Raw genomic sequence first — 23,593 nt, forward strand, 5'->3', positions numbered from 1 at the left:
TTCAGACCGCCAACGGTCCCAGCCCCCTCAATGAGGGTCGGCGGTCCGAAAATCACCCAGCCCCCGGAGCGCCCACCCCCGGAACCGCCCCCGGACCCACCCACCCTCCCGAAAGCCCACCCCCACACCCAAGCCCCCCGCGCAGCGGCCCCCACATCCCCGACAATGGACCCATGTCAGGACCCACCCCCCACCCCACCGTCCCCACCTGGCTGGCGGACACCGTCACCGCCGTCCACGGCGACGCGGGCCGCCGGTGGCTGGCCACCCTCCCCGCCAGGACCACCGCCCACCTGACCCGCTGGGACCTCACTCTCGAACGCACCCTGGACCCGGGCGGCAGCCTCAGCCTGATCGCCTACGTCCACCGCGACGACCTCTCCCCCGCCGTCCTCAAGACCGGACTGGTCACCCCCGAGACCGCCCACGAGCACACCGCCCTCACCCACTGGGCGGGCCGGGGAGCCGTGCTCCTGCTGGACGCCGACCCGGCCGAGGGGGTGCTGCTGCTGGAGCGCCTGCACGGCGAGATCCCGCTGCGCTCCCTCGCCGAGTCCAAGGCGATGCTGGAGGCCACCAGCCTGCTGCACCGCCTCTGGGTGGAACCGCCCGCCGGGAGCGGCCTGCCCGCCCTCGCCGACCGGGTCGCGGACACCGCCGCCCGGCTGGCCGAGCAGCGTGCCCACCCCGCCGCGGCCGCCGCGCGGCCCCTGGTCGACGAGGCCCTGGCCACCGCCGGGACGCTGACCGACTCCTCCGCCGAGACCTTCCTGCTGCACGGCGACTTCCACCACGGCAACGTCCTCGCCGCCGACCGCGCCCCCTGGCTGGCGATCGACCCCCGCCCGCTGACCGGGGAACGCGCCTACGACCTGGCCCGGCTCGCCCTGGACCGCGCGGACACCCTGATCGGCTCCCCCGGCGCCCCCGCCGCCGTGCGCCGCCGACTCCAGCAGCTCGCCGACGCCCTCGACGTCGACCGGGAACGCCTACGCGGCTGGACCCTGTTCCGCGCCGTCGACCTGGCCCTGCGCGCCCTGGCCGCCGGCCGCCGCGAGGACGCCGAACTCCACCTCGAGTTCGCCGGACACCTCTGATCGGACACCTCTGCCCGGACACCCCTGATCGGACACCTCTGCCCGGGCGCTTCTGCCCGGACACCCCTCTGACCGGACGTCTCTAAGGCGTGTGCCCAACACCCGCCCCCGCCCGCCGCAGCGGCAGGCGCGCACCCATCACCGCGTACAGCCGGTCCGTCGCCGGGAACCGCACCGCCCGGGCCAGGTCCTGGTAGCCCAGCGCCCGGTAGAGCCGCCGGGCCGGCGTCTCCGCGTCGATCGCCGACAGGATGCTGCGGTCCAGGCCCGAGCCCTCGCACAACAGCCGGATCAGCCGCGAGCCCACGCCCTGTCCCTGGAACTCCGGCAGCACGTGCAGTTCGGTGACCGCGAACACGCCGTCCAGCCAGTCCCCGTAGCCGCGGGCGGTCAGGTACGGCTCGATGACCGTGCTCCACCAGTGGTCCCGCTGGTTCGGCATCCCGTACCCGAACCCGACCAGTCGGCCGCCGCTCATCGCCCCGAAGGCGATCACCCCGGGCTGCCGGGCGTGCCGCCCGACGATGTGCAGCCGGACCGCGACCTCCTCGGGCGTCAGCCCGAACGCCACCGCCTGGACCTCCAGCGCCTGCGGCGCCCAGGCCGCGAGGTCGATGGCCCCGATCGTCACCCCGGTCAGCTGATCCATGCTCCGGACGTTACTACCAGCGGCCCCGTGGCGCGGCCGAAGATCCGAACCCAACAACCGGCGAAACACCGGCGAACCGCGCCACAACGACGCCCCGCGCCGGGGCACGCTCGGACCAGCGCGCTCGGACCAGCGCGCTCAGAACTCTCAGAACAGAACACTCATGAACGCCCCGACCTCCCGGAACCCCACCCGCCGATAGGCCGCCCGCGCCCGCAGGTTGAAGTCGTTGACGTACAGCGAGACCACCGGCGCCACCTCCCGCAGCGCGACGTCCAGCACCGCCGCCATCCCGGTCTCGGACAGCCCCTGCCCCCGGTACTCGGGCGCCACCCAGACGCCCTGGATCTGGCAGGCGCCCTGGGTCACGGCCCCGACCTCGGCCTTGAACACCACCTGGCCGTCCTCGGTGAAGCGCGCGAACGACCGCCCGGTGGTGACGAGTTCGGCCACCCGGGCCTGGTAGAGCAGCCCGCCGTCGCCGGCCAGTGGCGACACCCCCACCTCCTCGGTGAACATCGCCACGCAGGCGGGCATCAGCGCCTCCACCTCGCTGCGCCGCACCCGACGCACCAGCGGGTCGGGCGCGATCTCCGCCGACGGCGAGGAGGTCGCCAACAGCGGCTGGTGGCCCCGGACTTCACGCGCAGGGCCCCAACTCCGCTCCAGCAGCGCCCAGAAGGCCGCGGTCGACTCGGCCGGGCCGACGATCGAGGAGCAGCGCCGGCCCTGCCGCCGGGCCCGCTCCGCGAAGGCGGCGACCGCCTGCGGCCCGGCGTTGACCAGGACGAGGTTCGCCCCGGCGTAGCAGAGGGCGTCGAGCACACCGTCCGCGCCGTACCAGCCCCACATCTCGCCGCCGAGCCGCCACGGGTCCAGCCCGACGGTCTCGACCCGGGTGGCGACGAAGGCGTTGGCGACCGGGTCGCGGTGGAGGATCTCCAGGGCGTCCGTCAGGTCGGACGGTTCCAGCACGCGGGTGGTGGCCAGCGCCCGGGCGGCCTGGAAGGAGCTGGGGAGCATCACACCTCGATCGATCATCGAGACAGCACCTCACTGAGACGACTCTGGCCGCACCCTACTCCGTGGCCCCACCCGGCTACGGCCGCGGGGCCGTCCACGAACGGACGGCCCCGCTTCCGGAAGACTTCGCTGCGAACGCGTTCGAACCGCTCGGCGGTCACTCCGCGGTCGATTCCGCGGTCACTCTGCGCTCACTCCGCGGCGACGACGGTCGGCGAACCGGCCTCGACGCCCTCCTCCTGCATCTGCTCGGCGAGCTTGAGCGCCTCCTCGATCAGGGTCTCGACAATCTTCGACTCGGGGACGGTCTTGATCACCTGACCCTTGACGAAGATCTGGCCCTTGCCGTTGCCGGAGGCGACACCCAGGTCGGCCTCGCGCGCCTCGCCCGGCCCGTTCACGACGCAGCCCATGACGGCGACCCGCAGCGGCACCTCCATGCCCTCCAGCCCGGCGGTGACCTCCTCCGCGAGCTTGTAGACGTCGACCTGGGCGCGGCCGCAGGACGGGCAGGAGACGATCTCCAGCCCGCGCTGGCGCAGCCCGAGCGACTCCAGGATCTGGTTGCCGACCTTGATCTCCTCGGCCGGCGGGGCCGACAGCGAGACCCGGATGGTGTCGCCGATGCCCTCGGCGAGCAGCGCGCCGAAGGCGACCGCGGACTTGATGGTGCCCTGGAAGGCCGGACCGGCCTCGGTGACGCCCAGGTGCAGCGGGTAGTCGCAGGCGGCGGCGAGCTGACGGTAGGCCTGGATCATCACGACCGGGTCGTTGTGCTTGACCGAGATCTTGATGTCGCGGAAGTCGTGCTCCTCGAACAGCGAGCACTCCCACAGCGCGGACTCGACCAGCGCCTCCGGGGTGGCCTTGCCGTACTTCTCCAGCAGCCGCTTGTCGAGCGAGCCGGCGTTGACGCCGATCCGGATCGGCACCCCGGCGTCCTTGGCGGCCTTGGCGATCTCGCCGACCTTGTCGTCGAAGGCCTTGATGTTGCCCGGGTTGACGCGCACCGCGGCACAGCCGGCGTCGATCGCCGCGAAGACGTACTTCGGCTGGAAGTGGATGTCGGCGATGACCGGGATCTGCGACTTCTTGGCGATGATCGGCAGCGCGTCGGCGTCGTCCTGGGAGGGGACGGCGACCCGGACGATCTGGCAGCCGGACGCGGTGAGCTGGGCGATCTGCTGCAGCGTGGCGTTGATGTCCGAGGTGACCGTGGTGGTCATCGACTGGACCGAGACGGGGGCGTCGCCGCCGACCGGCACGTTGCCGACCATGATCTGCCGGGAGTAGCGGCGCTTGGCGAGCGGCTTGAGCGGCAGGGACGGAATACCGAGCGAGATCGCGGTCATGTGCGCAGGGTTCCCCGGGGTAGAGGTGTGGTCGACCGCCCGGCCGTTGGGACGGCCGGGGCCGGGCGCGCGGACGTTCGCGCACCCGGCCTCCACGGTACGGCACCGTCCGGGCGCCCAGCACACCCGCCGTACCCGAACGCCCTAGCCGATCTTCACCGGGTTCACCAGGTCGGCCACCATCACCAGCAGGGTGAAGCCGATGAAGATGCTGGCCACGACGTACGCGACCGGCATCAGCTTGGCGACGTCGAACGGGCCCGGATCGGGCCGCCGGAACAGCTGTGCGAAGCGGCGGCGGACCGACTCCCAGACCGCGCCCGCGATGTGGCCGCCGTCCAGCGGCAGCAGCGGCAGCATGTTGAACAGGAACAGCGACAGGTTGATGCCCGCCAGCAGGTTCACGAAGATCGCGATCCGCTGGGTGGCCGACTCGTGCAGGGAGAACACCTCGCCGCTGACCCGGGCGGCGCCGACCATGCCGATCGGCGAGTCCGGGTCGCGCGGGGCGTTGCCGACGACGGCGTTCCACAGGCCGGGGATCTTCCCGGGCAGGGCGGCCAGCGACTTCACCCCGTTCTCGGCCATGTCGTACATCCGGTCCACGGACTGCCCGAAGCCGAGCTGGACGGTTTCGCTCTTCGGGGTGAACCCGAGGAACCCGGCCTGGACGGTCTGGCCCTTCACCGGCACGCCGTTGCCGTCGTACTTCTGCACGTCGTTGACGGCGATGGTGGGTGTGAAGGTGAGCCGCTGGCCGCCGCGCTCCACCACGATCGGCACCTGCTTGCCCGCCGACTTGCGGATGTCCGCCTGGAGCTGGTCGTAGTCGCGGATCCGGTCGCCGTCGAAGGAGAGCACCTTGTCGCCCTGGCGCAGGCCCACCTCGTTGGCCGGGGTCTTGGGCGCGTCGGTGGGGCAGGTGTCGGTGGGCTGGCCGGCCTTGACCACGCACTGGGCGACCGAGCCGATGGTCGGCACCGCCATCGAGACGCCGAAGCCCATCATGACCGTCAGGAACAGCCCGAACGCCAGGATCAGGTTCATGAACGGCCCGGCGAACATGACGATGACCCGCTTCCAGGGCTTGCGGGTGTAGAACAGCCGGTTCTCGTCGCCCTCCTGGAGCTCCTCGTAGGAGGCCTCACGGGCGTCCTCGATCATCGTCCGCCAGGGCGAGCTGCTGCGCTTGGTGATCCGGCCGTCCTCGCCCGGCGGGAACATCCCGATCATCCGGATGTACCCGCCGAACGGGATCGCCTTGATGCCGTACTCGGTCTCGCCCTTCCGGCGCGACCAGATGGTCGGGCCGAAGCCGACCATGTACTGGGGCACCCGGATGCCGAACAGCTTGGCCGTGGAGAGGTGGCCCAGCTCGTGCCAGGCGATCGAGACCAGCAACCCGACCACGAAGACCAGGATGCCGACCACCGTCAAAACCGTTGCCACCGCTGGTCCTCCGTCATGCCGCTCCGCTCATCGTCTCGTCGTACCGCGATCCGTGCCGTGCCGGGAACGGCCGGTGCCTGGGCACCGGCGTCCCGACGCCGCCCGCCGGAGTCGGGGCCGTCAGCCCGCCGCCAGCTCGCGGGCCCGGGCGCGCGCCCAGTCCTCCGCGTGCAGGACGTCCTCGACGGTCAGGGAAGTTCCCGCCGATGCCATCCGACCGTCGTGCTGTCCGTGCTCGGCCACGACCTTGGCAACAGTGTCCACGATCCCGGTGAAGGCGAGGCGGCCCTTCAGGAAGGCCTCCACGCACTCCTCGTTCGCCGCATTGAACACCGCCGGCGCCGTCCCGCCCAGGGTGCCCACCTCCCGGGCCAGCTCGACGGCCGGGAAGGCCTCGTCGTCCAGCGGGAAGAACTCCCAGGTCGCGGCCTTGGTCCAGTCGCAGGCGGGGGCCGCGTCCGGCACCCGGTCCGGCCAGCCCATCCCCAGCGCGATCGGCATCCGCATGTCCGGCGGACTGGCCTGCGCCAGCGTCGAACCGTCGGTGAACTCCACCATCGAGTGCACCACCGACTGCGGATGGACCACGACCTCGATCCGGTCGAAGGGCACGTCGTACAGCAGGTGGGCCTCGATCACCTCCAGGCCCTTGTTCACCAGGGTGGCCGAGTTGATCGTGATCACCGGGCCCATCGCCCAGGTCGGATGCGCCAGGGCGTCCGCCGCCGTCACCCCGGCCAGCTGCTCGCGGGTACGGCCGCGGAACGGCCCGCCGCTCGCCGTCACCACCAGCTTGCGGACCTCGGCCCGGGTGCCGCCGGCCAGCGCCTGGAAGATCGCGGTGTGCTCGGAGTCCACCGGCACGATCTGGCCCGGCTTCGCCAGCGCCTTCACCAGCGGGCCGCCGACGATCAGCGACTCCTTGTTCGCCAGCACCAGCACCCGGCCCGCCCGCAGCGCGGCCAGCGTCGGCCGCAGGCCGATCGAACCGGTGATCCCGTTCAGCACCGAGTGGCACTCCATCGCGGCCAGCTCGGTCGCCGCGTCCGGCCCCACCAGCACCGTCGGCAGCGGAGTCCCCGCCGCCTTCGCCGCCAGCGCCTCGCGCAGCGCCGGCTCGGCCGCCGGATCGGCCACCGCCACGGTGTGCACGCCCAGCCGCAGCGCCTGCTCGGCCAGCAGCTCCACCCGGCCTCCCGCCGCCGACAGGCCGACCACCTTGAACCGCTCCGGGTTGCGGAGCACGACGTCGATGGCCTGGGTGCCGATCGACCCGGTGGAACCGAGGATCACCAGCTCCCGGGGGCCGGAGGGGTCCGCCACGGTGGGCGCGAAACGCAGCTGCGGGTGGGCGAGCGAAGTCATGCGCCCATTGTGTCCTGTCCGGGACCTCGCCCAGGACGACCCGGCACCACCCGGGCTACCGTCGGACCCATGCGTACCGTCATCGCCGGAGGCCACGGACAGATCGCGCTGAAGCTCGAACGGCTGCTCGCCGACCGCGGCGACCGCCCCGCCGGGATCATCCGCCGCCCCGAACAAGCCCAGGACCTCGTCGACGCCGGCGCCGAGCCGCTGCTGCTCGACCTGGAGTCCGCCACCACCCCGCAGCTCGCCGCCCTGCTCGCCGACACCGACGCGGTGGTCTTCGCTGCCGGCGCCGGCCCCGGCAGCGGCCCCGACCGCAAGAACACCGTCGACCGCGACGCCGCCGTCCTGCTCGCCGACGCCGCCGAACTCGCCGGGGTCCGGCGCTACCTCATGGTCTCCTCGATGGGCGCCGACGCGGCCGCCCACCACCCCGCCGACGAGGTCTTCGAGACCTACCTACGGGCCAAGGGCGCCGCCGACGACGCCGTCCGCGCCCGCACCGCGCTGGACTGGACGGTGCTGCGCCCCGGGCGGCTCACCGACGGCCCCGGCACCGGCCTGGTCCGCCTCGCCCCCTCCGTCGGCCGCGGCGCGGTCGACCGGGCCGACGTGGCCGCCGTCCTCGCCGCGCTGCTGCGCGAGCCCGGCACCGCCGGGCAGACCCTGGAACTGGTCGCCGGCAACGCCACCGTCGCGGAGGCGGTCGCCGCCGCGGCCGGGCATGACGGCTGAACGCGCCGCGGGGCCCGGTCCGCACCGGACCGGGCCCCGCGGCGAGCGGTCCCTCAGAGGTCGAGGCCGGTCAGCACCATGACCTTCTCGACCGTGTAGTCCTCCATCGCGTACTTGACGCCCTCACGACCGACACCGGAGTCCTTGACGCCGCCGTACGGCATCTGGTCGGCCCGGTAGGACGGCGCGTCGCCGATGATCACACCGCCGACCTCCAGCTCCCGGTGGGCCCGGAACGCGGTCTGCAGGTCGTGGGTGAACACGCCCGCCTGCAGGCCGAACGGCGAGTCGTTGACGGCCGCGAAGGCCTCCTCCACGCCCTCCACCCGGTGCAGCGACAGCACCGGGCCGAACACCTCGGCCTTGGCCAGGATCGCGTCGGCGGGCAGCTCGGCCAGCACCGTCGGGGCGTAGGTCGCGCCCTCGCGGGTCCCGCCGGCCAGCAGCTTGGCGCCCTTGGCCACCGCGTCGTCCACCCAGGACTCCACCCGCTTCGCGGCGTTCTCGTCGACCAGCGGGCCGACGTCCGTCGCGTCGTCGTTCGGGTCCCCGGTGACCTGCGCCGCGACCTTCGCCACGACCTTCTCCACCAGCGCGTCGTACACCGACGCGTCGGCGATCACCCGCTGCACCGAGATGCAGGACTGGCCGCCCTGGTAGTTGGCGAACATCGCGATCCGGGTGGCCGCCCAGTCCAGGTCGGCCTCCGAGGACCAGTCCGCGAGCACCACGGCCGCGGCGTTGCCGCCCAGCTCCAGGGTGGTGTGCTTGCGCGGCACCGAGTCCATGATCTGGTAGCCGACCTTGTCCGAACCGGTGAAGGAGATCACCGGCACCCGGGCGTCCTGCACCAGGGCCGGCATCCGGTCGTTCGGCACCGTCAGGACCGACCAGGAGCCGGCCGGCAGGTCCGTCTCGGCCAGGATCTCGCCCAGCACCATCGCCGACAGCGGCGTCGCCGGAGCCGGCTTGAGGATGATCGGCGCGCCGACCGCGATCGCCGGGGCGACCTTGTGGGCGACCAGGTTCAGCGGGAAGTTGAACGGGGCGATCCCCAGCACCACTCCGCGCGGGAAGCGGCGCACCACCGCGAAACGGCCCACGCCGCCCGGGTCGGTGTCCAGCCGCATCGTCTCACCGTTGGTGCGGCGCGCCTCCTCGGCGGCCCAGCGGAAGACCGACACCGCGCGGCCGACCTCGCCGCGGGCCCACTTGATCGGCTTGCCGTTCTCGGCGGTGATCAGCCGGGCGAGCTCCTCGGTGCGCTCGGCCAGCCGCTTGGCCACATGGTCCAGGGCGGCGGCCCGCTGGTGCGCCGGAGTCGCGGCGAACACCGGCAGCGCGGCCACGGCGGCGTCCAGCGCCTCCTCGACCTGGGCCTCGGTCGGGATGCTCACCTTGCCGACCAGACGGCCGTCCCAGCTGTTGTGCACCTCGAAGTCGGCGTCACCGCTCGCCCGGCGGCCGGCCAGCCAGAAATCGTACGTGGTGGTCACCGTGGTACCGGCCCTCTCCTCGTCGTCGTACGGCCCACGGGAGTGGGACCCGAACCCGAGGGTAGGGGCGAGCGAGGGCCGACCGGATTGGCCGACTAGGAGCGTTCGACTCCTGGGCCACTCCACCACGTCCAGCCGGGTCCGCTACTCCTCACCGGACCGCAGCGCCAGCCACAGCTCCATCCGCACATCCGTGTCGTCCAGCGAACGGCCCAGCAGCTCCTCGACCCGCCGCATCCGGTAGCGCAGCGTGTGCCGGTGCACCCCCAGGTCCGCCGCCGCCGCGTCCCACTGCCCGTGCCGCGACAGCCACGCCCGCAGCGAGGCCACCAAGTCCCCGCGGGCCGTCCGGTCGTGCTCGCGCAACGGCCGCAGCAGCCCCTCCGCGAACGCCGTCACCGCGTCCTCGCCGAGCAGCGGCAGCAGCGAACCCGCGCCGACCTCCTCGTGGTCCACCGACCGCCGGCCACCGCGCAGCGCCACCGCCAGCGCCCGCTCCGCCTGCGCGTACGCCGTACCGGCCTCCTCCAGCGCGGCCGGCGCCGACACGCCCAGCGACAGGCCCTCGTGCTCCTCCACCGCCCCCAGACAGGCCCGGTGCACCGCGCCGTTGTCCAGCGCCAGCACCATCAGCCGCGGCCCGTGCGCACCCTCCTCCCGCGCCACCAGCAGCTTCTCGCCCACCCGGGAACCCGCCTGCTCGGCCCGGTCCCCCAGCTCCACCAGCCCCTCCGCGGCATCCGCGTTCGGCCCCGCCCCGGCCACCAGGACCCGTACCGTCCCCTCCGGCATGCCGCCGAACAGCCCCACCGCCACCTGCCGGGCCGTCGCCACCTCGCCCGCCAGCACCATCCGCAGCAGCGCGGCGCCCATCCGCTCCTCGGCCTGCCGCAGCTCGCGCGACCGCTCCAGGGTGAGCGTCAGCAGCGCCACCGCCGCGTTCAGCACGTACCGCTCGGTCGGCGTGATCCGGTCCTCGGTCCCCACCGCCAGGAAACCCCGGGCCCGCCGGTCCGCGCCCAGCGACTGGACCACCACGTAGTCCTCGTCCGCCGTGTCTATCCCCGGCGAGCGCCCCTGCAGCGCCGCACTCGACGGCGCCGGCCGCCGACGCAGCCGGTCCACCTCCGCCGCCAGCCGCCCGGCCCGGCGCGCCGCCCAGTCCGGCGCCACCACCGACAGCGCACCCGACCCGTCGTACAGCGCCGCCCAGCCCCCCAGCCGGGCCGCCAGCCGACGCACCACGGCCGTCGTGCCGTCCTTGCCGAGCGCCGCCCGGGTCAGCTCCTCCTGCGCCTCGAAGCTCGTCGTCACCGCCTCGTACTGCTCCGCGGCCAGCGCCGCCGACACCACCTTGCTGATCGCGATGAACGGCGTCGGCTCCGGCACCCGCAGCAGCGGCAGCCCCCGCTGCTGCGCCGCGTCCACCAGCGGCTGCGGCACCTCCGTGTGCGACAGGCCCACCCCCAGCCCCAACCCGACCACCCCGGCATCGGCCAACCGGTGCACGTACGCCTGCAGCTGCGCCGCCGTACGGCCCAGCTTGATACCGGTGGTGAGCAGCAGTTCGCCACCCTCCAGGAAGGGCGTGGGGTCGTCCAGCTCGCTGGTGTGCACCCAGCGGACCGGCCGCTCCAAGTGGTCCGCACCGGCGAGCACCGTCAGGTGGAGCGAACTGTTGCGGACGACGGACGCGAGTGTGGGGGGCATGGCACCTTCGGAGGGTCGACCTGACCGCGCCGTTGCGGCCGGGCGAGGAGAGGGCAGTGGGACTGGTGAGGGTCTCTCCCCCTCATTATGGACGCCCCGGACAACCGGCACTGCCGAATCCACCTCGGAGGCGACTTCCCCGGCTCAACCGCGCAGGTCCACCAGCAGCGGCGGCACCTGCTCCCCCGACACCGCCGTCAACGACACCACCGCGTGCCCCGCCGGCAACGCGTGCGCCAGATCCGACGGCGACCACCGCAAGCGCTCCACCTCGCGCGTCGTCACCGACTCCGTCTGCGCCGTCGTCCCCGACAACGCCTTCCGCCCGAGCCGCCCGGCCCGCCGCACCACCCCACCGGAGGTGTCGGGGGTGTGGGTCACCGCGGTCTCCTGCACCAGGTGCGTCCCCCAGGCCTCCGAGAACAGCCGACCGTCCCAGGGTGCGATCCCGGGGAAGGCCACCCGGCAGCCCACCGCCCCGAACAGCGGCGCCCGCAGCGCCTCCGGCAGGTCCACCAGGGTCCGCAGCAGCAGCACAGCGCCCGCGTTCGCACCGCGCATCCGCTGCAGGCCCCGGACGGAGCCGGCGTCCAGCGCGGCCGAGGCGTCGTCCACCACCAGGCCCGCGAACAACGAGCGGTCCTCCCGCGCCCCGGCCGCCTGCAGGAACTGCCCCACCACCAGCCGGGACAGCATCCGGGCCGCCTCCGGGTGAGTGCGCTCGGGCAGCTTCACCCGGACCCGCAGCGGGTGGTCCAGCACCCGCATGGCGAACGGGGGACGGCCCGTGCCGTCGGTCGCGAAGGCCCCCTCGAAGGCGGGCCGCTCCAGCAGCCCCAGCCGGTCCGCCAACAGCGCGCCCGGGTCGTCCGCCCGGCCCCGCTGGCGCTCCCGGTACTCCAGGTCCCGCTCGTACGCGGCCAGTCGGCCCGCCGAGCCGAGCGCCTTCACCAGCGCCGCCAGCGCATCCGGCTCGCCGCCCAGCAGCGCCCGCAGCTCGCGCACCCCCGGATAGCGGCGGTAGGCGGCGTGGAACGGGCCCACCACCTGCTGCAACGCCGTCCGGGCGTTCTCCGCGCGGGCGGTCAGCTCGTCCGGCAGCAGGGCGTCGGCCAACCGGGCCGCAGCCTCGTCCGGGTCCTGCGCCGCGCCGTACAGGTCCAGCCCGTACACCGAGGCCGGGTCGCCGGGCGCGATCACCACGTCGTACCAGGCGTCCGGGCCCAGGTCCGCGTCAGCCGACCCGACCACCACCGCGCACGCGGTACCGGCCAGCGCCTGCAGGCACAGCGCCTCGGCCACCGGCCGGGCCAGCCGGGCCGTCTTCCCCGTCCCGGCCGGACCGACCGCCAGCAGGGAGGTGCCCAGCACCGCCGGATCCAGCGCGAAATCCGCCGCCCGGTGGCTCAAGGGGTTCTTCGGCACGTCCTGCGCCACACCGAGGCAGACCTGGCCCAGCAACAGGTCGTGCCGCCGGGCCCGGCCCTGCAGCTCACGCGCCTCGGACGGGTGGGCGAAGGCCGCCGCGCCGCGGGCCGCCACCTGCTCGGTGAAGGCGGGCACGAACGCCGGGTCCGCCTGCGCGGACTCCCAGGCCCGCTGGATCCGCACGTAGTCGACGTCACCGACCGGCTCGACCTCCAGCCGGGCCGCCGCCTCGACCGCCCCGCCCTGCCGCAGCCCGTCCCACGGATCCCGCCCCCGGGCCGCCTCCACCGCGGGCCCGGCCTCCTCGGCGGGCTCCTCCCGGGTCACCGTCCGCGACAGCAGCGGGGCGACGTAGCGGCGCCAGACCTCGGGCCAGCGGCCCATGCGGCCGAAGACCTTGATGACGGCGGCGAGCACCAGGACGTTCAGCGTCAACACCACGGAGGTGGCAACGAAGATCGACTGGGACGGAAGGACGCCGATGAGAGTGGTCCCGTCCTTGGCGAACTCGACCCCGTAGACGAAGGCCAGCCACCCCACCACCGCGTTGAGCGCCGCCCGCAGCAGCAGCGGCCAGGTGGGGACCCGGGCGGCCTCCGCGCGTTCGGGGTCGAGGCGGCGGTAGCCGAGCCGGTAGACGCCCGGTTCGGCTTCGGGGCGCGGGGCGGTGGCCCAGGCGGCGAGGTCGAAGGCCCCGTCCGGCGGGGTGCCGGGGCGTTGGTGGGGCAGGGGGGTCGGGGGTCTGGTGGTGGTGTGGTCGACCTGGTGGTGTGACCCGTCCTGTGCCATGTACGGCCCCGCTCCCTCGCCCGCCCGGCCCGACCGCCGTCGGTGCCGCCATACCCATGCCGCCGTACCGGCGACACGCCCGCGCTCAGGGTAGTGGAGCGGGGTCTGCGGGTAGTCGTGCCGCTCGGGCTGGCCGTGCCGGACAAGTCGGTCGGCGCAGTGCTACCGAGTGGCGCATGCCTGGTCGGGGAGGGCGGCCGTAGCCTGCGAAGCACCGAGCCGAGAAGTCTGGAGATACCCCATGAGCGCCGTATCGCCGCTCCCGCAGGAGCGCCGTCTGGTCACCGCGATCCCGGGTCCGAAGTCGCAGGAGCTGCAGGCCCGCAAGCTGGGTGCGGTGGCGGCCGGTGTCGGCACCACCCTGCCGGTGTACGTCACCCGTGCCAACGGCGGCGTGCTGGAGGACGTGGACGGCAACTCGCTGATCGACTTCGGCTCCGGCATCGCCGTGACCAACGTCGGCAACAGCGCCGAGGCCGTGGTGGCCCGGGCGAGCGAGCAGCTGGCCGCCTTCACCCACACCTGCTTCATGGTGACCCCGTACGAGGGTTACGTGGCCGTCGCCGAGCAGCTGAACGAGCTGACCCCGGGTGACCACGAGAAGCGCACGGCGCTGTTCAACTCGGGCGCCGAGGCGGTCGAGAACGCGGTGAAGATCGCCCGCGCCTACACCAAGCGCACCGCCGTCGTGGTGTTCGACCACGGCTACCACGGCCGCACCAACCTGACCATGGGCCTGACGGCGAAGAACATGCCGTACAAGCAGGGCTTCGGTCCGTTCGCCCCGGAGATCCACCGCGTGCCGGTGGCGTACCCGTACCGCTGGCTGACGGGCGCGGAGAACTGTGCCGCCGAGGCCGCCGCGCAGGCGATCGACATGATCAACAAGCAGATCGGCGCGGAGAACGTCGCCGCGATCATCATCGAGCCGATCCAGGGCGAGGGCGGCTTCATCGAGCCTGCCAAGGGCTTCCTGCCGGCGATCGTGGAGTTCGCGAAGGCGAACGGCATCGTGTTCGTCGCCGACGAGATCCAGACCGGTTTCTGCCGCACCGGCCAGTGGTTCGCGTGTGAGGACGAGGGCATCGTCCCGGACCTGATCACCACCGCCAAGGGCATCGCCGGCGGCCTGCCGCTGGCCGCGGTGACGGGTCGCGCCGAGATCATGGACGCCGCGCACGCGGGCGGCCTGGGCGGCACCTACGGCGGCAACCCGGTGGCCTGCGCCGCCGCGCTGGGCTCGATCGAGACGATGAAGGAGCTGGACCTCGTCGGCAAGGCGCAGCGGATCGGCGAGGTCATGCTCGGCCGCCTGCGGGCCATGCAGGAGAAGTTCGACATCATCGGCGAGGTCCGCGGCCGCGGCGCGATGGTCGCCGTCGAGCTGGTGAAGCCGGGCGGCAAGGAGGCGAACGCGGAGGCCACCGCGGCCATCGCCAAGGCCTGCCACAACGAGGGCCTGGTGGTGCTGACCGCCGGCACCTACGGCAACGTGCTGCGCTTCCTGCCGCCGCTGGTCATGCCGGAGCACCTGCTGAACGAGGGCCTGGACATCCTGGAGGCCGCGTTCGCCGCCGTCTGAGCGGTGTCGCCCGTCAGGTTCTGAATACCCCCGCCGGAGGGATGTCCGGACAGCGCTGAACGGCCCGTGGGGACCTCTGGTCCGCACGGGCCGTTCGGTTGCCCGGGGCCGCCCGGTGGCGGTTCCGGCCCGGCTCGGAAGCCACCCGGCGGCGGTTCGGAGGCGGTTCGGAGGCGGTTCGAGGACGGTCCGGGGAGGGGTGAAGATGATGTGCGGAATCGCTGAAGGCGCTCGGCGTGGAAGGGCGGTTGACGTAGTGTCATCACAGATGGACAGCGAGCCTCAGCCATTGGCGGAGCCGTCCGCGGGGCCTCCCCGAGGGGCGGGTCCGCGCGGGCACCGCGAGGACAACCGGTCCGCCCCGGGAGGGGCGGCACACACCGAAGACCGATCGACCGACCGTCCGACCCACACCCCCCGGGGCGCACGGAACGGCGATCATCAGAGCCGTCCCGGAGCTCTCCCCCCTGCTCCGGGGCGGCTGTCCGCTGCCCTGGGCCGAGCGGCCCGGTCGGTGGCGGTGCCGGTGGTGGCGGCGGTCCTGCTGCTGGCAGTGTCCTGGCAGGTGGCGGTGGACGGGCCGCTGCTGGGGGTGGACCGCTCGGTGCGCGCGGCGGTCCACGCGTCCCGCCGTGACCACCCGAGCGCCCTGCTCGACCACATGGGCCACCTGCTGGCGGACCTGGGCGGCGGGGTGCCCGCTGTCCCGGTGCTGCTGGCGGCCGGGGGGCTGGCCGCCTGGTGGTGGCGTCGGGCGGGGGCGGTGCGCTGGTGGCTGCCGCTGCCGGTGGCGGCGCTGACCGCGGTGCTGATTCCGCTGCTGGTGGTCCCGGCGAAGGCCGGGTTCGCCCGGCCGGGCCCGCTCGGTGACCCGCTGCTGCCGGGGCAGTGGGGCTGGTACCCGTCGGGGCACACCGCGACCGCGACGTTCTGCTACGGGGTGGCGGCACTGCTGCTGGCCCGGGCGGCGGGGCGGCGGGCGGCCCGGGGGCTGACCGCGGGTGCGGTGGTGCTGGCGCTCGGGGTGGGCGCGGGGCTGGTGTGGAGCGACTTCCACTGGCTGCTGGACGTGCTGGCCAGCTGCTGTCTGGCCGTCCTGGTGCTGTGGGTACTCGACCGTCGACTGCCCCGGCCGGGCGCCTGAGGGCGTCAGGCCTCGGGGGTGCTCTGCTCGGCGGTGCCAGGCTCGGGCGCGTCCTCGTCGTCGTTGCGGTGGACGAGGCCGGCCTCGCCGTTGTCGCGGTGCCACTCGACGACGAGCTCGTCGCGGGCGCCGAAGCGGACGAGGTGGCGGCCGACCACGTCCTCCAGGCCGGCCAGGTTCTCGCGCTCGCCCTCGACGGTGAGCAGCAGGGCGTCCGACTGGGCCTCCATGGTGGCGGTGCCGGCCTTGAAGACCAGCGTGCCGTGGCCGGTCTCGGGGGAGAAGGAGGTCTCGATCCGCTTGCTCATGTGGGCGGCGAGCTGCTTGGCGTAGCGGGCGGGGCGGTCGGTGGCGACGCGGGCGGTGGAAACGGGCATGGGTGCTCCAAGGAAGGGGAGGGAACTTAGGGTCCCCTCACTTGAAAGTACCGTAACGCAGATAGTGAGCTAGGCTCAAGATATTTCTCCGAGCACTTTCCAGGGTCGGCCGAGCGCCCGGGACCGGCCGATACGCTTGAGCCGACGCCAGCCGAGGAGACCGCCGATGACCACCACGCCGACCGACGACCCGGCGATCCCCTCCCCCGGCACCCCCGCCGAACTCGCGGACGCGATGACCAGGGCGATCAAGCGGATCCGCCGGCAGACCGGCTGGCGGCTGGAGCCGTACGGCATCACCCCCGGCCAGGCCCGGGCGCTGCGCACGCTCGCCCACGTGCCCGGCTGCGAGACGCCGGACCACGCGATGCGGCTGAGCGACCTCGCCGACAAGCTGCACATCGCCCCGCGCTCGACCACCACCGTGGTGGACGCGCTGGAGGAGGCCGGACTGGTCGAGCGCCGCCCCGACCCGGCCGACCGTCGGGCGGTCCGGATCCTGCTGACCGAGGACGGGCGCGCGGCGGTGGAGCGGATCCTCCAGGTCCGGGACGAGGTGGCCCAGGACTACTTCGGCGAGGTCAGCCCCGAGGACGAGGAGGTGCTGCTGCGAGTGCTGCGGGCCGCCGAGGCGCGCTTCCTCGCGGCCGGGCCGCCGCCGCGGACAGCGCCCCCGGGCGCAGCGCGGTGATCCCGATCCCGGCGATCACCAGCACGGCGGCCGCGGCGGCCGTCGGGCTGACCCGCTCGCCGAGCAGCAGCCAGGCCGAGGACATCCCGGACACCGGCACCAGCAGCGAGTAGGGGGCGACGGCGGTGGCGTCGTAGCTGCGCAGCAGGTAGCTCCAGGCGACGAAACCGAACAGGGTGGAGACCAGCCCGACGTAGCCGATCACGCCGAGCCCGCCCAGGGTCATCCCGCGCAGCGCCCGCAGGTCCGCGTCCGGGCCCTCCACCAGCAGGGACAGGGCCAGCAGCGGCAGCGGCGGCACGGCGCTGACCCAGACCATCCAGCGCAGCGCGTCCGGCGGCGCGGCCCGGCGGGTCAGCACATTGGACAGGCCCCAGGCGACGGCGGCCAGCACGACCAGGACGAAGGCGCCGAACGGGCCGCCGAGGCCCTGGTCGACGGCGCTCAGGGCGATGCCCGCGAAGGCCAGCCCCAGGCCGATCAGCCGCCGCCGGCCCGCCCGTTCGCGCAGCAGCACGGCGGCGAACAGCGCGGTGAACCCCGCCTGGCCCTGGAGCACCAGGGAGGAGAGGCCGGCCGGCATCCCGGCGTGCATGCCGAGGAAGAGCAGTCCGAACTTGACCACGCCCAGGACCAGTCCGACCGCCAGCACCCAGCGCCAGGCCACCCGGGGCGGTCCGACGAAGAAGATCGCGGGCACGGCGACCACGGCGAACCGCAGGGCGCAGAAGAGCAGTGGCGGGAAGCTGTCCAGGCCGACGCGGATGAGGACGAAGTTGAGGCCCCACACGGCGGCCACCAGGACGGCCAGGGCGATGTGACGGGGGCTCATGCTCGCGCCGGCGGGAGCAGCGGGAGCAGCTGGTACGGCGGGTGTTGCGGTCATGGGTCGAGCATGGCGGTGCGGGAACGTGTAGCACCAGCGATGAATTCTGAAGTGGACACTTTAGGATTGCTGCATGATGGATCTGGGGCGCCTGCGGGCGCTGCACGCGGTGGCGGTGCACGGCTCGGTCGGCGGGGCGGCGGCCGCGCTCGGCTTCACGCCCTCGGCGGTCTCCCAGCAGATCGCCAAGCTGGAGCGGGAGACCCGCACGGTGCTGCTGGAGCGGCAGGGCCGGGGCGTGGTGCTGACCGACGCGGCGCGGGAGCTGGCCGCCACCGCGCGGACCGTCCTGGGGCTGGTGGAGCAGGCCGAGGTGCGGCTGGAGGAGCAGCGCGGCCGGGCGGTCGGACGGCTGCTGGTGGCCGCCTTCGCGACCGGCGCGCGCGGGCTGCTGCCCGGGGTGCTGGCCGACCTGCGACGGCGTTGCCCGGAGCTGGACGTACGGCTGCTGGAGAGCGACCCGTACCCGGCGGCGGAGCTCGTGGCGCGCGGCGAGGTCGACCTGGCGCTGGTGCAGGACTGGCCGACCGTGCCGCTGCCGGTGCAGGAGGGGCTCTCCCGGCTGGACCTCGGGACGGACCCGGTGGACCTGGTGCTGCCCGCCGGGGACGAGCTGGCGGCGCTGGACGCGGTGCCGGTGGAGCGGCTCCGCGGGCAGCGCTGGATCAGCGTGCCGCCGGGCAACATCTGCCACGACTGGCTGGTCCGCACCCTGCGCGAGGCCGGTGAGGAGCCGGACGTGCACTACCAGGTCGGCGACTTCGAGACCCAGATCGCCCTGGTCGCGGCCGGTCTGGGCATGGCCGTGGTGCCCCGGCTCGGCCGGGGCCCGCTGCCGGCCGGGGTGGCGGCCCGTCCGGTCGCCTCGCAGCCGAGTCGGCGGGTGTTCGCGCTCTGGCGCGCCCAGGCCTCCCGGCGGCCGGCCATCACCGAGGCGCTGACGGCGATGCGGGAGGGCTGGGACTCCCTGCCGGGCTAGTTGGCGAAGCCGATGACCAGCCACATGAAGCCGACCCCGGCCACCGTGCACAGCAGGGTGCTGCGCGAGGGGTGCGGGCTGTGTGCCTCCGGGAGGATGTCGGAGGTCGCCAGGTAGAGCAGGAAGCCGGAGAAGAAGCCCAGGTAGAGGCCGAGCAGGTGCTCCGGGATGGTGAAGGCCAGGGTGATCGCGGCGCCCGAGACCGGGGCCAGCGCGTCGGCCGCGAGCAGGGTCAGCGCCCGGCGCCGGTTGTTCCCGTACACCCGGGTGATCGTGTACGTGTTGAAGCCGTCCGCGAAGTCGTGCGCGACGACGGCGATGGCCACCACCGTGCCGACCGTGCTGCCGGCCTGGAAGGCGGCGCCGATCGCGAAGCCGTCCATCACGCTGTGCCCGACCAGGGCCAGTGCGGCGGTCAGTCCGACGCCCTGGTGCCCGGAGCGGTGGGAGTGGCCGTGCCGGTGGCCGTGGGTGTGCTCGGCGTACTCGCCCTCGTGGCCGCGGTGGATGGCGACGGCGCGCTCGACCACGTGGATGGTGAGGAAGCCGACCGCGAACATCAGCAGCGCCTGGGGCACGCCGTGCACCTCGCCGGGCGCCTGGTGGATGGCCTCGGGCAGCAGGTCGAAGGCGACCACGCCGAGCATCAGACCGGCGGCGAAGCCGAGCACCAGGTGGCGGCGGTCGCCGGTGCGCTGGGCGACGAAGCCGCCGATCAGGGTCATCAGGAAGGCCCCGGCGGCGACCAGGACGGCGGTCATCGGGCCGCCTCCGGCGCAAGGGCGGTCGGGCCGGGCAGGGGTGCCGGTGGTGTCGGGTCGGCCACACCCGCCGGATGGCCGGTGCCGCCGTGTGGTCTGACGAGCGCTCTGCCCATTCCTCTCCCCCTGGGGTCCGCCCGTGGCCGGGCCGACCGCCGACCGTACCGGACGCCCGTCCGGCGGTGATCGCCCGGGGTGCCGCCGACCGGGCCGGTCCTCGGCCACGGTCCCGCCGGCCCGCTCCCCTCAGCCTTGGTCCGGGTACGGAGGGGCGCCCGCCAGGTGGGCCGTCGGGGTGAACTCGCTGGTGGGGGGTGGGAATGGGCGGGAAGGGGCGGGACGCGCTGCGGCGGATCCGGACGGGGCCGGCGGCCGGGTCAGGGGCCGGGTCAGCGGCCGGCGGCGAGCGGCAGGCCGAGGTGGGTGCGGGCGAGTTCGCGGACGCCGTCGCCGTCGATCAGGTGGATGTGCCGGTGGCTCTCCTCGCCGGAGAGGTCCAGGGCCTCCTCGGCGAAGTGGCCGGTGGTCAGCCGCAGGCCGCGTTCGGCGGACTCCTCGCGGACCGCCTCGGCCAGGGTCTCGATCTGCTCCACGCCGACGGACTCCGAGTCCCGGGAGGCCCAGACCACCCAGCGGCCTGGCAGCGCGCTGCCAGGAGCGCCCTCGCCGGTGGCCACCAGCCCGGCCGGGCCGCGCAGCCGTACGCTCCACTCGGCGACCCCGCCCCTGGTGAGCAGGTCGCGCACCAGCTGGGCGAACTCGTTGGCGGAGAGGTCGGACGCGGCCGGGACGGCGACGCCCGCCCGGGCGGCCGGCTGGACGGCCGTCCGGGTGTACGGGTCCGGCGTGACGGCGGCACCGAGCTGGCGCAGCCGGACCAGTGCCTCGTCCTGCTCGGCGTCGGCGTAGACGCCCTCGTCGTCGCGCTCCTCGTACGGGGTCCCGGGCGGCAGCAGCCGGGTCCGGGCCAGGGCGTCGCGGTCGGCGTCCACGCTGAGCAGGCAGAGCGGCTCGACGCCCGGCTCGCGCAGCCAGCCGTTGAGGACGACGCCGGCGAGTATCTCCTCGGTGTCCACGGCGTCGGCGGCCTGCAGGGAGCGCAGGGCGAGCCGGGCGACCAGCCGCAGGTAGTCGGTGGCCCGGTCCGCGGGCGGCCGCGGCACCGGGAGGATGTCGCCCTCGGGGGCGAGCCGGTAGCCGGTGAGCGAGGGCACCAGGTCGAGCGGCGGCAGGTCGAGGTCCAGCACGGCGGTGCGGGTGAGCGGGCGGAAGACCGCCCGGCACGGGGCGGGGAGGTCCTGGGTGGCGGTCTCGGCCGCGGCCAGCGCCCGTTCCAGCAGCGACTCCACGGCGGCCGGCTCGGCCAGCCGGTAGGCGCGCCGGCACTCCTCCAGGCTCTCGTTGTACTCGCGCACGGCACGGGCCCGGGCCTCCTCCGCGGCCTCGTGGGCGCGCCGGGACTCCCCGGCGGCCGGGCGGCCGGCCTCGGCCCGGCGGGTGCGCCACTCCCGCAGGGCACGCTGGTGGGTCAGCCGGGCCTGGGCGAGTTCGCGCTGGTAGCCGGAGTCCAGCAGTCGGCGGGACGGGCCGCCCTCCGGGTCGGCGGCGGTCGGGTCGGCGGGGGCGAAGTCCTCCCAGCGGGGCTCGGCGCCGTCGACGGCGGCCGGGCCGTCGGCCGGGTAGGGACGAGGCTCGTAGTGGCGCAGCTGGCTCTCGAAGTCCATGGCCGAGACGGGCAGCGCCGCACGCCGCAGCAGGTCGGCCAGCCGGTCGTGCTCGGCCTGGACGGTGAGCGTGCGGTGGTGGGTGAGGGCGGCGGCCCGGGCGTGCGCCGCCACGGCCTCGTCGGGGTCGGCGGAGCCCGGGTCGGCGGGACCTCGGCCGCCGGCGTCCGGATCGGTGGTGTCCGGGGCGCCGGTGTCCGGGCCGGTGACGCCCGGGTCGACTGGATCAGGGCCGCCGGAATCCGGGCCGGACGAACGGCCGGGGGCCGGGTGGCCCGCGGCACCGTCCGGCTCCGGGCCCTGGTCGGCGCCGAGGTCGCGGAAGACCGAGGCGAGGAAGCCCGGTTGGGGGAACGGGACGGTGGCGGTGCCGTCGGACTGGCCGTCTGCTGAGTACTGCATCGGTCGTCGTTCCCCCATGCTCGTCCGGCGCCTGCCCGGGGCGACGGACCGGCCCGCAGCCCCGCCCCCTGCCGGACATTGTCCACCGAACGGGCGCAGCGGTCAGCCAAGCCCGTCAGTTGGTCCGGGTGTTGGTGAGGTGCAGGCCGATGTAGCCGACGTAGATCCGGCCACTGCCGGAGCAGTCGTCCAGGTAGTGCAGCCGGGGTGCGGTGCGGCCGCCGCCGATCCGCAGGTGCGCGCCCATGAAGGCGCGCCGGGAGGAGTCGACGCCTTCCGGCACCGGCAGCATCCGTTCGCGCTTCCACTTGGTGTGGCTGAACACCGTCCGGGACTCCCCGCGCACCGCCTTGCGCGGCGGGAAGCGGTGACAGCCTTCCGGGGTGTGCTCGCACCACTGCTTGAAGTCCCCGCCCGCCGCGCCGCGCACGGCCGCCTCGGCGTACTCCTGCAGGGCCGTCAGGCCGTCCCAGGCGAGCCGGGCCCAGCCGGCGCCGGCGCACTGGAGTCCGTCCAGGGCGAGCGCGTTCTTCTGGTCACCGGTGAAGGTGAGCAGCGGGAACTCGCCCAGCCTGCTGAGGAGTTCGGTGAAGGTATCGGGCTTGCCCGGGCACCCGGAGAGTTGGTCGGCGCGGTGGCCGGCGGTGGTCGGGCCGGTGCCCGAGGTGGTCGGCGCGGCGGTCGGGACGAGGCCGGGACCGGTGCAGTGACGGCCGCTCAGGGCGCCTCGGCTGCCGGTGCGGAGACGGCCCTCGTGGCCGTCCCTGGTCTGGGACCGGTCGCGGCGCTCCAACCGGAGGGTGTGCCGGACCCGCTCCAGCTCGTCTGCCCTGGCCTGCTGCTCCGCGCGGTCCTGCTGCTCCTCGTGGGCGAGCACGGCCGGTTCGGTGACCGGTTCGGCGGCCGGTTCGGCGGCCGGGCGCACCGGCGGGGGCGGGACGCGCAGCACCGGGACGGCGGCCAGCGGCGGCGGCAGCGGCTGGTCGGCCGCGAGGCGGCGCGGCTCGCGGGCGAGCAGCCCGGCGGCGCGGCGGAGGTCCTGTTCTATTCGGCCGCGGGCGAGCACCGGATGTCGGGAGCCGTCCTGCCGGGAGGCCGGGTCGACCTCGGGCAGGTAGGTGCGCACCGCACCGCCGTACACGGTGTGGTACTCCAGCGCGACGTTGAACGCGGTGCGGGCGCCCGGGTCGAGCACGTAGGCGGTGGCGAGGCCGGGCAGCTGCCGGCAGAGCGGCCGGACCACCTCCTCGACCCAGTGGTCGACCGGGAGGTTCACCGGCACGCTGGCGACCACCGTGGGCAGTCGGCGTTCCGGGTCGCACAGCTCGTCGATCAGGTCGTCGACCTCGTCGGCCGTGACCACCCGGGGGGCCGGGTGGACGGCGGCCGGGCCGTCGGCGGCGTCGAGCAGCGGGAGGAGGGTGCGGGCGAGTTCGGGCACCGGCACCCGGCAGGGGGTGCGCACGCCGCTGCCGGTGTTGTGGGTCTCGGCCTCCAGCCGGACCCAGGTGGGGCCGCCGACGGCGGTGGCCACGGTGAGGGTGAGCTGTCGGGTGCCGTGCGGGGCCGGGGTGCGCAGGCGGCGGCGGTCGTAGCGGCCGGCGCCCGGGCCGCCGCGCAGCGGTCCGAGGTCCCGGTCCAGCAGGACGCGCTCGCCCAGGCGCAGGCGTTCGGCGGCGGGGGGTGCGCCGACGGCGGTACCGGGGACGGTGCCGACGGCGGGCGGGGGCTCCTCGCAGCCCTCCTGCTTCAGCCAGGAGGCGAGCTGCTCGTCGGCCAGGGCGACGGCCTCGGCGTGCGGGAGGGCGGTGGTGACGGTCATCCGGTAGGGCGTCGCGGGGCCGCGGAGGCCGGGTAGGTCGGCACCGGCGGGCGACGGCGAGCGGTCTGAGGTCATGCGCATACCTCCGTGGTGCGGGGTGGGGTCTGTTGTCCTCCATCGACGGTTTTC

General features: G+C 74.3%; 19 protein-coding genes. 6 read left to right on the plus strand and 13 right to left on the minus strand.

The genetic code is table 11. The features are described 5' to 3' along the window. The first annotated feature begins 173 nt into the window (after positions 1-173). Positions 174-1,097 (plus strand): aminoglycoside phosphotransferase family protein, encoded by a 924-nt coding sequence (locus ABTY61_RS39445; protein WP_350510051.1) that lies wholly within the window; start codon positions 174-176, stop codon positions 1,095-1,097. A gap of 82 nt (positions 1,098-1,179) precedes the next feature. Here the strand turns inward: ABTY61_RS39445 and ABTY61_RS39450 are convergent, their stop codons facing one another. The 5 genes from ABTY61_RS39450 to dxr form a co-directional block, all read right to left on the minus strand. Beyond that, on the minus strand, positions 1,180-1,746 hold the full coding sequence (locus ABTY61_RS39450) for a GNAT family N-acetyltransferase (RefSeq protein ID WP_350510052.1): 567 nt from the start codon (positions 1,744-1,746) through the stop codon (positions 1,180-1,182). Between the two features lie 147 nt (positions 1,747-1,893). Next, positions 1,894-2,769: a GNAT family N-acetyltransferase gene (locus tag ABTY61_RS39455; RefSeq protein ID WP_350510072.1), complete on the minus strand. Its 876-nt coding sequence runs from the start codon at positions 2,767-2,769 to the stop codon at positions 1,894-1,896. Between the two features lie 191 nt (positions 2,770-2,960). Then, a complete protein-coding gene (gene ispG / locus ABTY61_RS39460; protein ID WP_030290407.1) occupies positions 2,961-4,121 on the minus strand; it encodes a flavodoxin-dependent (E)-4-hydroxy-3-methylbut-2-enyl-diphosphate synthase in 1,161 nt (386 codons plus the stop codon). A gap of 144 nt (positions 4,122-4,265) precedes the next feature. Continuing rightward, a complete protein-coding gene (locus ABTY61_RS39465) occupies positions 4,266-5,570 on the minus strand; it encodes a M50 family metallopeptidase (protein ID WP_350510053.1) in 1,305 nt (434 codons plus the stop codon). A 120-nt stretch (positions 5,571-5,690) separates the two neighbouring features. After that, a complete protein-coding gene (gene dxr, locus ABTY61_RS39470) occupies positions 5,691-6,935 on the minus strand; it encodes a 1-deoxy-D-xylulose-5-phosphate reductoisomerase (protein WP_350510054.1) in 1,245 nt (414 codons plus the stop codon). A 69-nt stretch (positions 6,936-7,004) separates the two neighbouring features. Between dxr and ABTY61_RS39475 the strand changes: the two genes are divergently transcribed. Then, positions 7,005-7,673: an NAD(P)H-binding protein gene (locus tag ABTY61_RS39475; RefSeq protein WP_350510055.1), complete on the plus strand. Its 669-nt coding sequence runs from the start codon at positions 7,005-7,007 to the stop codon at positions 7,671-7,673. Positions 7,674-7,726: 53 nt separating this feature from the next. Here ABTY61_RS39475 and ABTY61_RS39480 read toward each other — a convergent pair whose 3' ends face one another. From ABTY61_RS39480 to ABTY61_RS39490, 3 genes are all read right to left on the minus strand, one after another. After that, positions 7,727-9,169, minus strand: a complete 1,443-nt coding sequence (locus tag ABTY61_RS39480) for an aldehyde dehydrogenase family protein (RefSeq protein ID WP_350510056.1) — start codon at positions 9,167-9,169, stop codon at positions 7,727-7,729. 144 nt (positions 9,170-9,313) lie between these two features. Further along, the gene (locus ABTY61_RS39485; RefSeq protein WP_350510057.1) at positions 9,314-10,879 is read right to left on the minus strand and encodes a PucR family transcriptional regulator; all 1,566 of its coding nucleotides are present in this window, start codon (positions 10,877-10,879) and stop codon (positions 9,314-9,316) included. A gap of 144 nt (positions 10,880-11,023) precedes the next feature. Then, positions 11,024-13,096, minus strand: coding sequence for a type IV secretory system conjugative DNA transfer family protein (locus ABTY61_RS39490; RefSeq protein WP_350510058.1), 2,073 nt, complete (start codon positions 13,094-13,096; stop codon positions 11,024-11,026). A gap of 241 nt (positions 13,097-13,337) precedes the next feature. Between ABTY61_RS39490 and gabT the strand changes: the two genes are divergently transcribed. Then, positions 13,338-14,678, plus strand: a complete 1,341-nt coding sequence (gene gabT, locus ABTY61_RS39495; protein ID WP_350510059.1) for a 4-aminobutyrate--2-oxoglutarate transaminase — start codon at positions 13,338-13,340, stop codon at positions 14,676-14,678. 529 nt (positions 14,679-15,207) lie between these two features. After that, a complete protein-coding gene (locus ABTY61_RS39500) occupies positions 15,208-15,822 on the plus strand; it encodes a phosphatase PAP2 family protein (RefSeq protein WP_350510060.1) in 615 nt (204 codons plus the stop codon). 5 nt (positions 15,823-15,827) lie between these two features. Here ABTY61_RS39500 and ABTY61_RS39505 read toward each other — a convergent pair whose 3' ends face one another. Further along, on the minus strand, positions 15,828-16,199 hold the full coding sequence (locus ABTY61_RS39505; RefSeq protein WP_350510061.1) for a DUF2218 domain-containing protein: 372 nt from the start codon (positions 16,197-16,199) through the stop codon (positions 15,828-15,830). A gap of 166 nt (positions 16,200-16,365) precedes the next feature. Here ABTY61_RS39505 and ABTY61_RS39510 point away from each other — a divergent pair, with 166 nt between their 5' ends. Then, complete coding sequence (locus tag ABTY61_RS39510) at positions 16,366-16,890, plus strand: MarR family winged helix-turn-helix transcriptional regulator (protein ID WP_350510062.1); 525 nt, start codon at positions 16,366-16,368, stop codon at positions 16,888-16,890. On the opposite strand, the gene ABTY61_RS39515 is transcribed toward ABTY61_RS39510, so the two are convergent. Further along, complete coding sequence (locus ABTY61_RS39515; RefSeq protein ID WP_350510073.1) at positions 16,781-17,722, minus strand: EamA family transporter; 942 nt, start codon at positions 17,720-17,722, stop codon at positions 16,781-16,783. The genes ABTY61_RS39510 and ABTY61_RS39515 overlap by 110 nt on opposite strands. Before the next feature lie 127 nt (positions 17,723-17,849). Here ABTY61_RS39515 and ABTY61_RS39520 point away from each other — a divergent pair, with 127 nt between their 5' ends. Then, complete coding sequence (locus ABTY61_RS39520; protein ID WP_350510063.1) at positions 17,850-18,755, plus strand: LysR family transcriptional regulator; 906 nt, start codon at positions 17,850-17,852, stop codon at positions 18,753-18,755. Here the strand turns inward: ABTY61_RS39520 and ABTY61_RS39525 are convergent. The 3 genes from ABTY61_RS39525 to ABTY61_RS39535 form a co-directional block, all read right to left on the minus strand. Then, positions 18,752-19,516: a ZIP family metal transporter gene (locus ABTY61_RS39525; protein WP_350510064.1), complete on the minus strand. Its 765-nt coding sequence runs from the start codon at positions 19,514-19,516 to the stop codon at positions 18,752-18,754. The genes ABTY61_RS39520 and ABTY61_RS39525 overlap by 4 nt on opposite strands. A gap of 389 nt (positions 19,517-19,905) precedes the next feature. Next, positions 19,906-21,642: a restriction endonuclease gene (locus tag ABTY61_RS39530; RefSeq protein ID WP_350510065.1), complete on the minus strand. Its 1,737-nt coding sequence runs from the start codon at positions 21,640-21,642 to the stop codon at positions 19,906-19,908. A 115-nt stretch (positions 21,643-21,757) separates the two neighbouring features. Continuing rightward, entirely contained in the window at positions 21,758-23,539 is a 1,782-nt protein-coding gene (locus ABTY61_RS39535; protein WP_350510066.1) for a hypothetical protein, read from the minus strand. Between the last annotated feature and the right edge of the window lie 54 nt (positions 23,540-23,593).

It is taken from the genome of Kitasatospora sp. NPDC096128, from assembly GCF_040303105.1.
In the GTDB taxonomy this organism is placed as follows: Bacteria; Actinomycetota; Actinomycetes; order Streptomycetales; family Streptomycetaceae; genus Kitasatospora.

Coding starts and splice junctions, on each gene's coding strand:
- ABTY61_RS39445 (WP_350510051.1), top strand. CDS start 174: ATGTCAGGACCCACCCCCCACCCCACCGTCCCCACCTGGCTGGCGGAC.
- ABTY61_RS39450 (WP_350510052.1), bottom strand. CDS start 1,746: ATGGATCAGCTGACCGGGGTGACGATCGGGGCCATCGACCTCGCGGCC.
- ABTY61_RS39455 (WP_350510072.1), bottom strand. CDS start 2,769: ATGCTCCCCAGCTCCTTCCAGGCCGCCCGGGCGCTGGCCACCACCCGC.
- ispG (WP_030290407.1), bottom strand. CDS start 4,121: ATGACCGCGATCTCGCTCGGTATTCCGTCCCTGCCGCTCAAGCCGCTC.
- dxr (WP_350510054.1), bottom strand. CDS start 6,935: ATGACTTCGCTCGCCCACCCGCAGCTGCGTTTCGCGCCCACCGTGGCG.
- ABTY61_RS39475 (WP_350510055.1), top strand. CDS start 7,005: ATGCGTACCGTCATCGCCGGAGGCCACGGACAGATCGCGCTGAAGCTC.
- ABTY61_RS39485 (WP_350510057.1), bottom strand. CDS start 10,879: ATGCCCCCCACACTCGCGTCCGTCGTCCGCAACAGTTCGCTCCACCTG.
- ABTY61_RS39490 (WP_350510058.1), bottom strand. CDS start 13,096: ATGGCACAGGACGGGTCACACCACCAGGTCGACCACACCACCACCAGA.
- gabT (WP_350510059.1), top strand. CDS start 13,338: ATGAGCGCCGTATCGCCGCTCCCGCAGGAGCGCCGTCTGGTCACCGCG.
- ABTY61_RS39505 (WP_350510061.1), bottom strand. CDS start 16,199: ATGCCCGTTTCCACCGCCCGCGTCGCCACCGACCGCCCCGCCCGCTAC.
- ABTY61_RS39510 (WP_350510062.1), top strand. CDS start 16,366: ATGACCACCACGCCGACCGACGACCCGGCGATCCCCTCCCCCGGCACC.
- ABTY61_RS39515 (WP_350510073.1), bottom strand. CDS start 17,722: ATGAGCCCCCGTCACATCGCCCTGGCCGTCCTGGTGGCCGCCGTGTGG.
- ABTY61_RS39520 (WP_350510063.1), top strand. CDS start 17,850: ATGATGGATCTGGGGCGCCTGCGGGCGCTGCACGCGGTGGCGGTGCAC.
- ABTY61_RS39525 (WP_350510064.1), bottom strand. CDS start 19,516: ATGACCGCCGTCCTGGTCGCCGCCGGGGCCTTCCTGATGACCCTGATC.
- ABTY61_RS39530 (WP_350510065.1), bottom strand. CDS start 21,642: ATGCAGTACTCAGCAGACGGCCAGTCCGACGGCACCGCCACCGTCCCG.
- ABTY61_RS39535 (WP_350510066.1), bottom strand. CDS start 23,539: ATGACCTCAGACCGCTCGCCGTCGCCCGCCGGTGCCGACCTACCCGGC.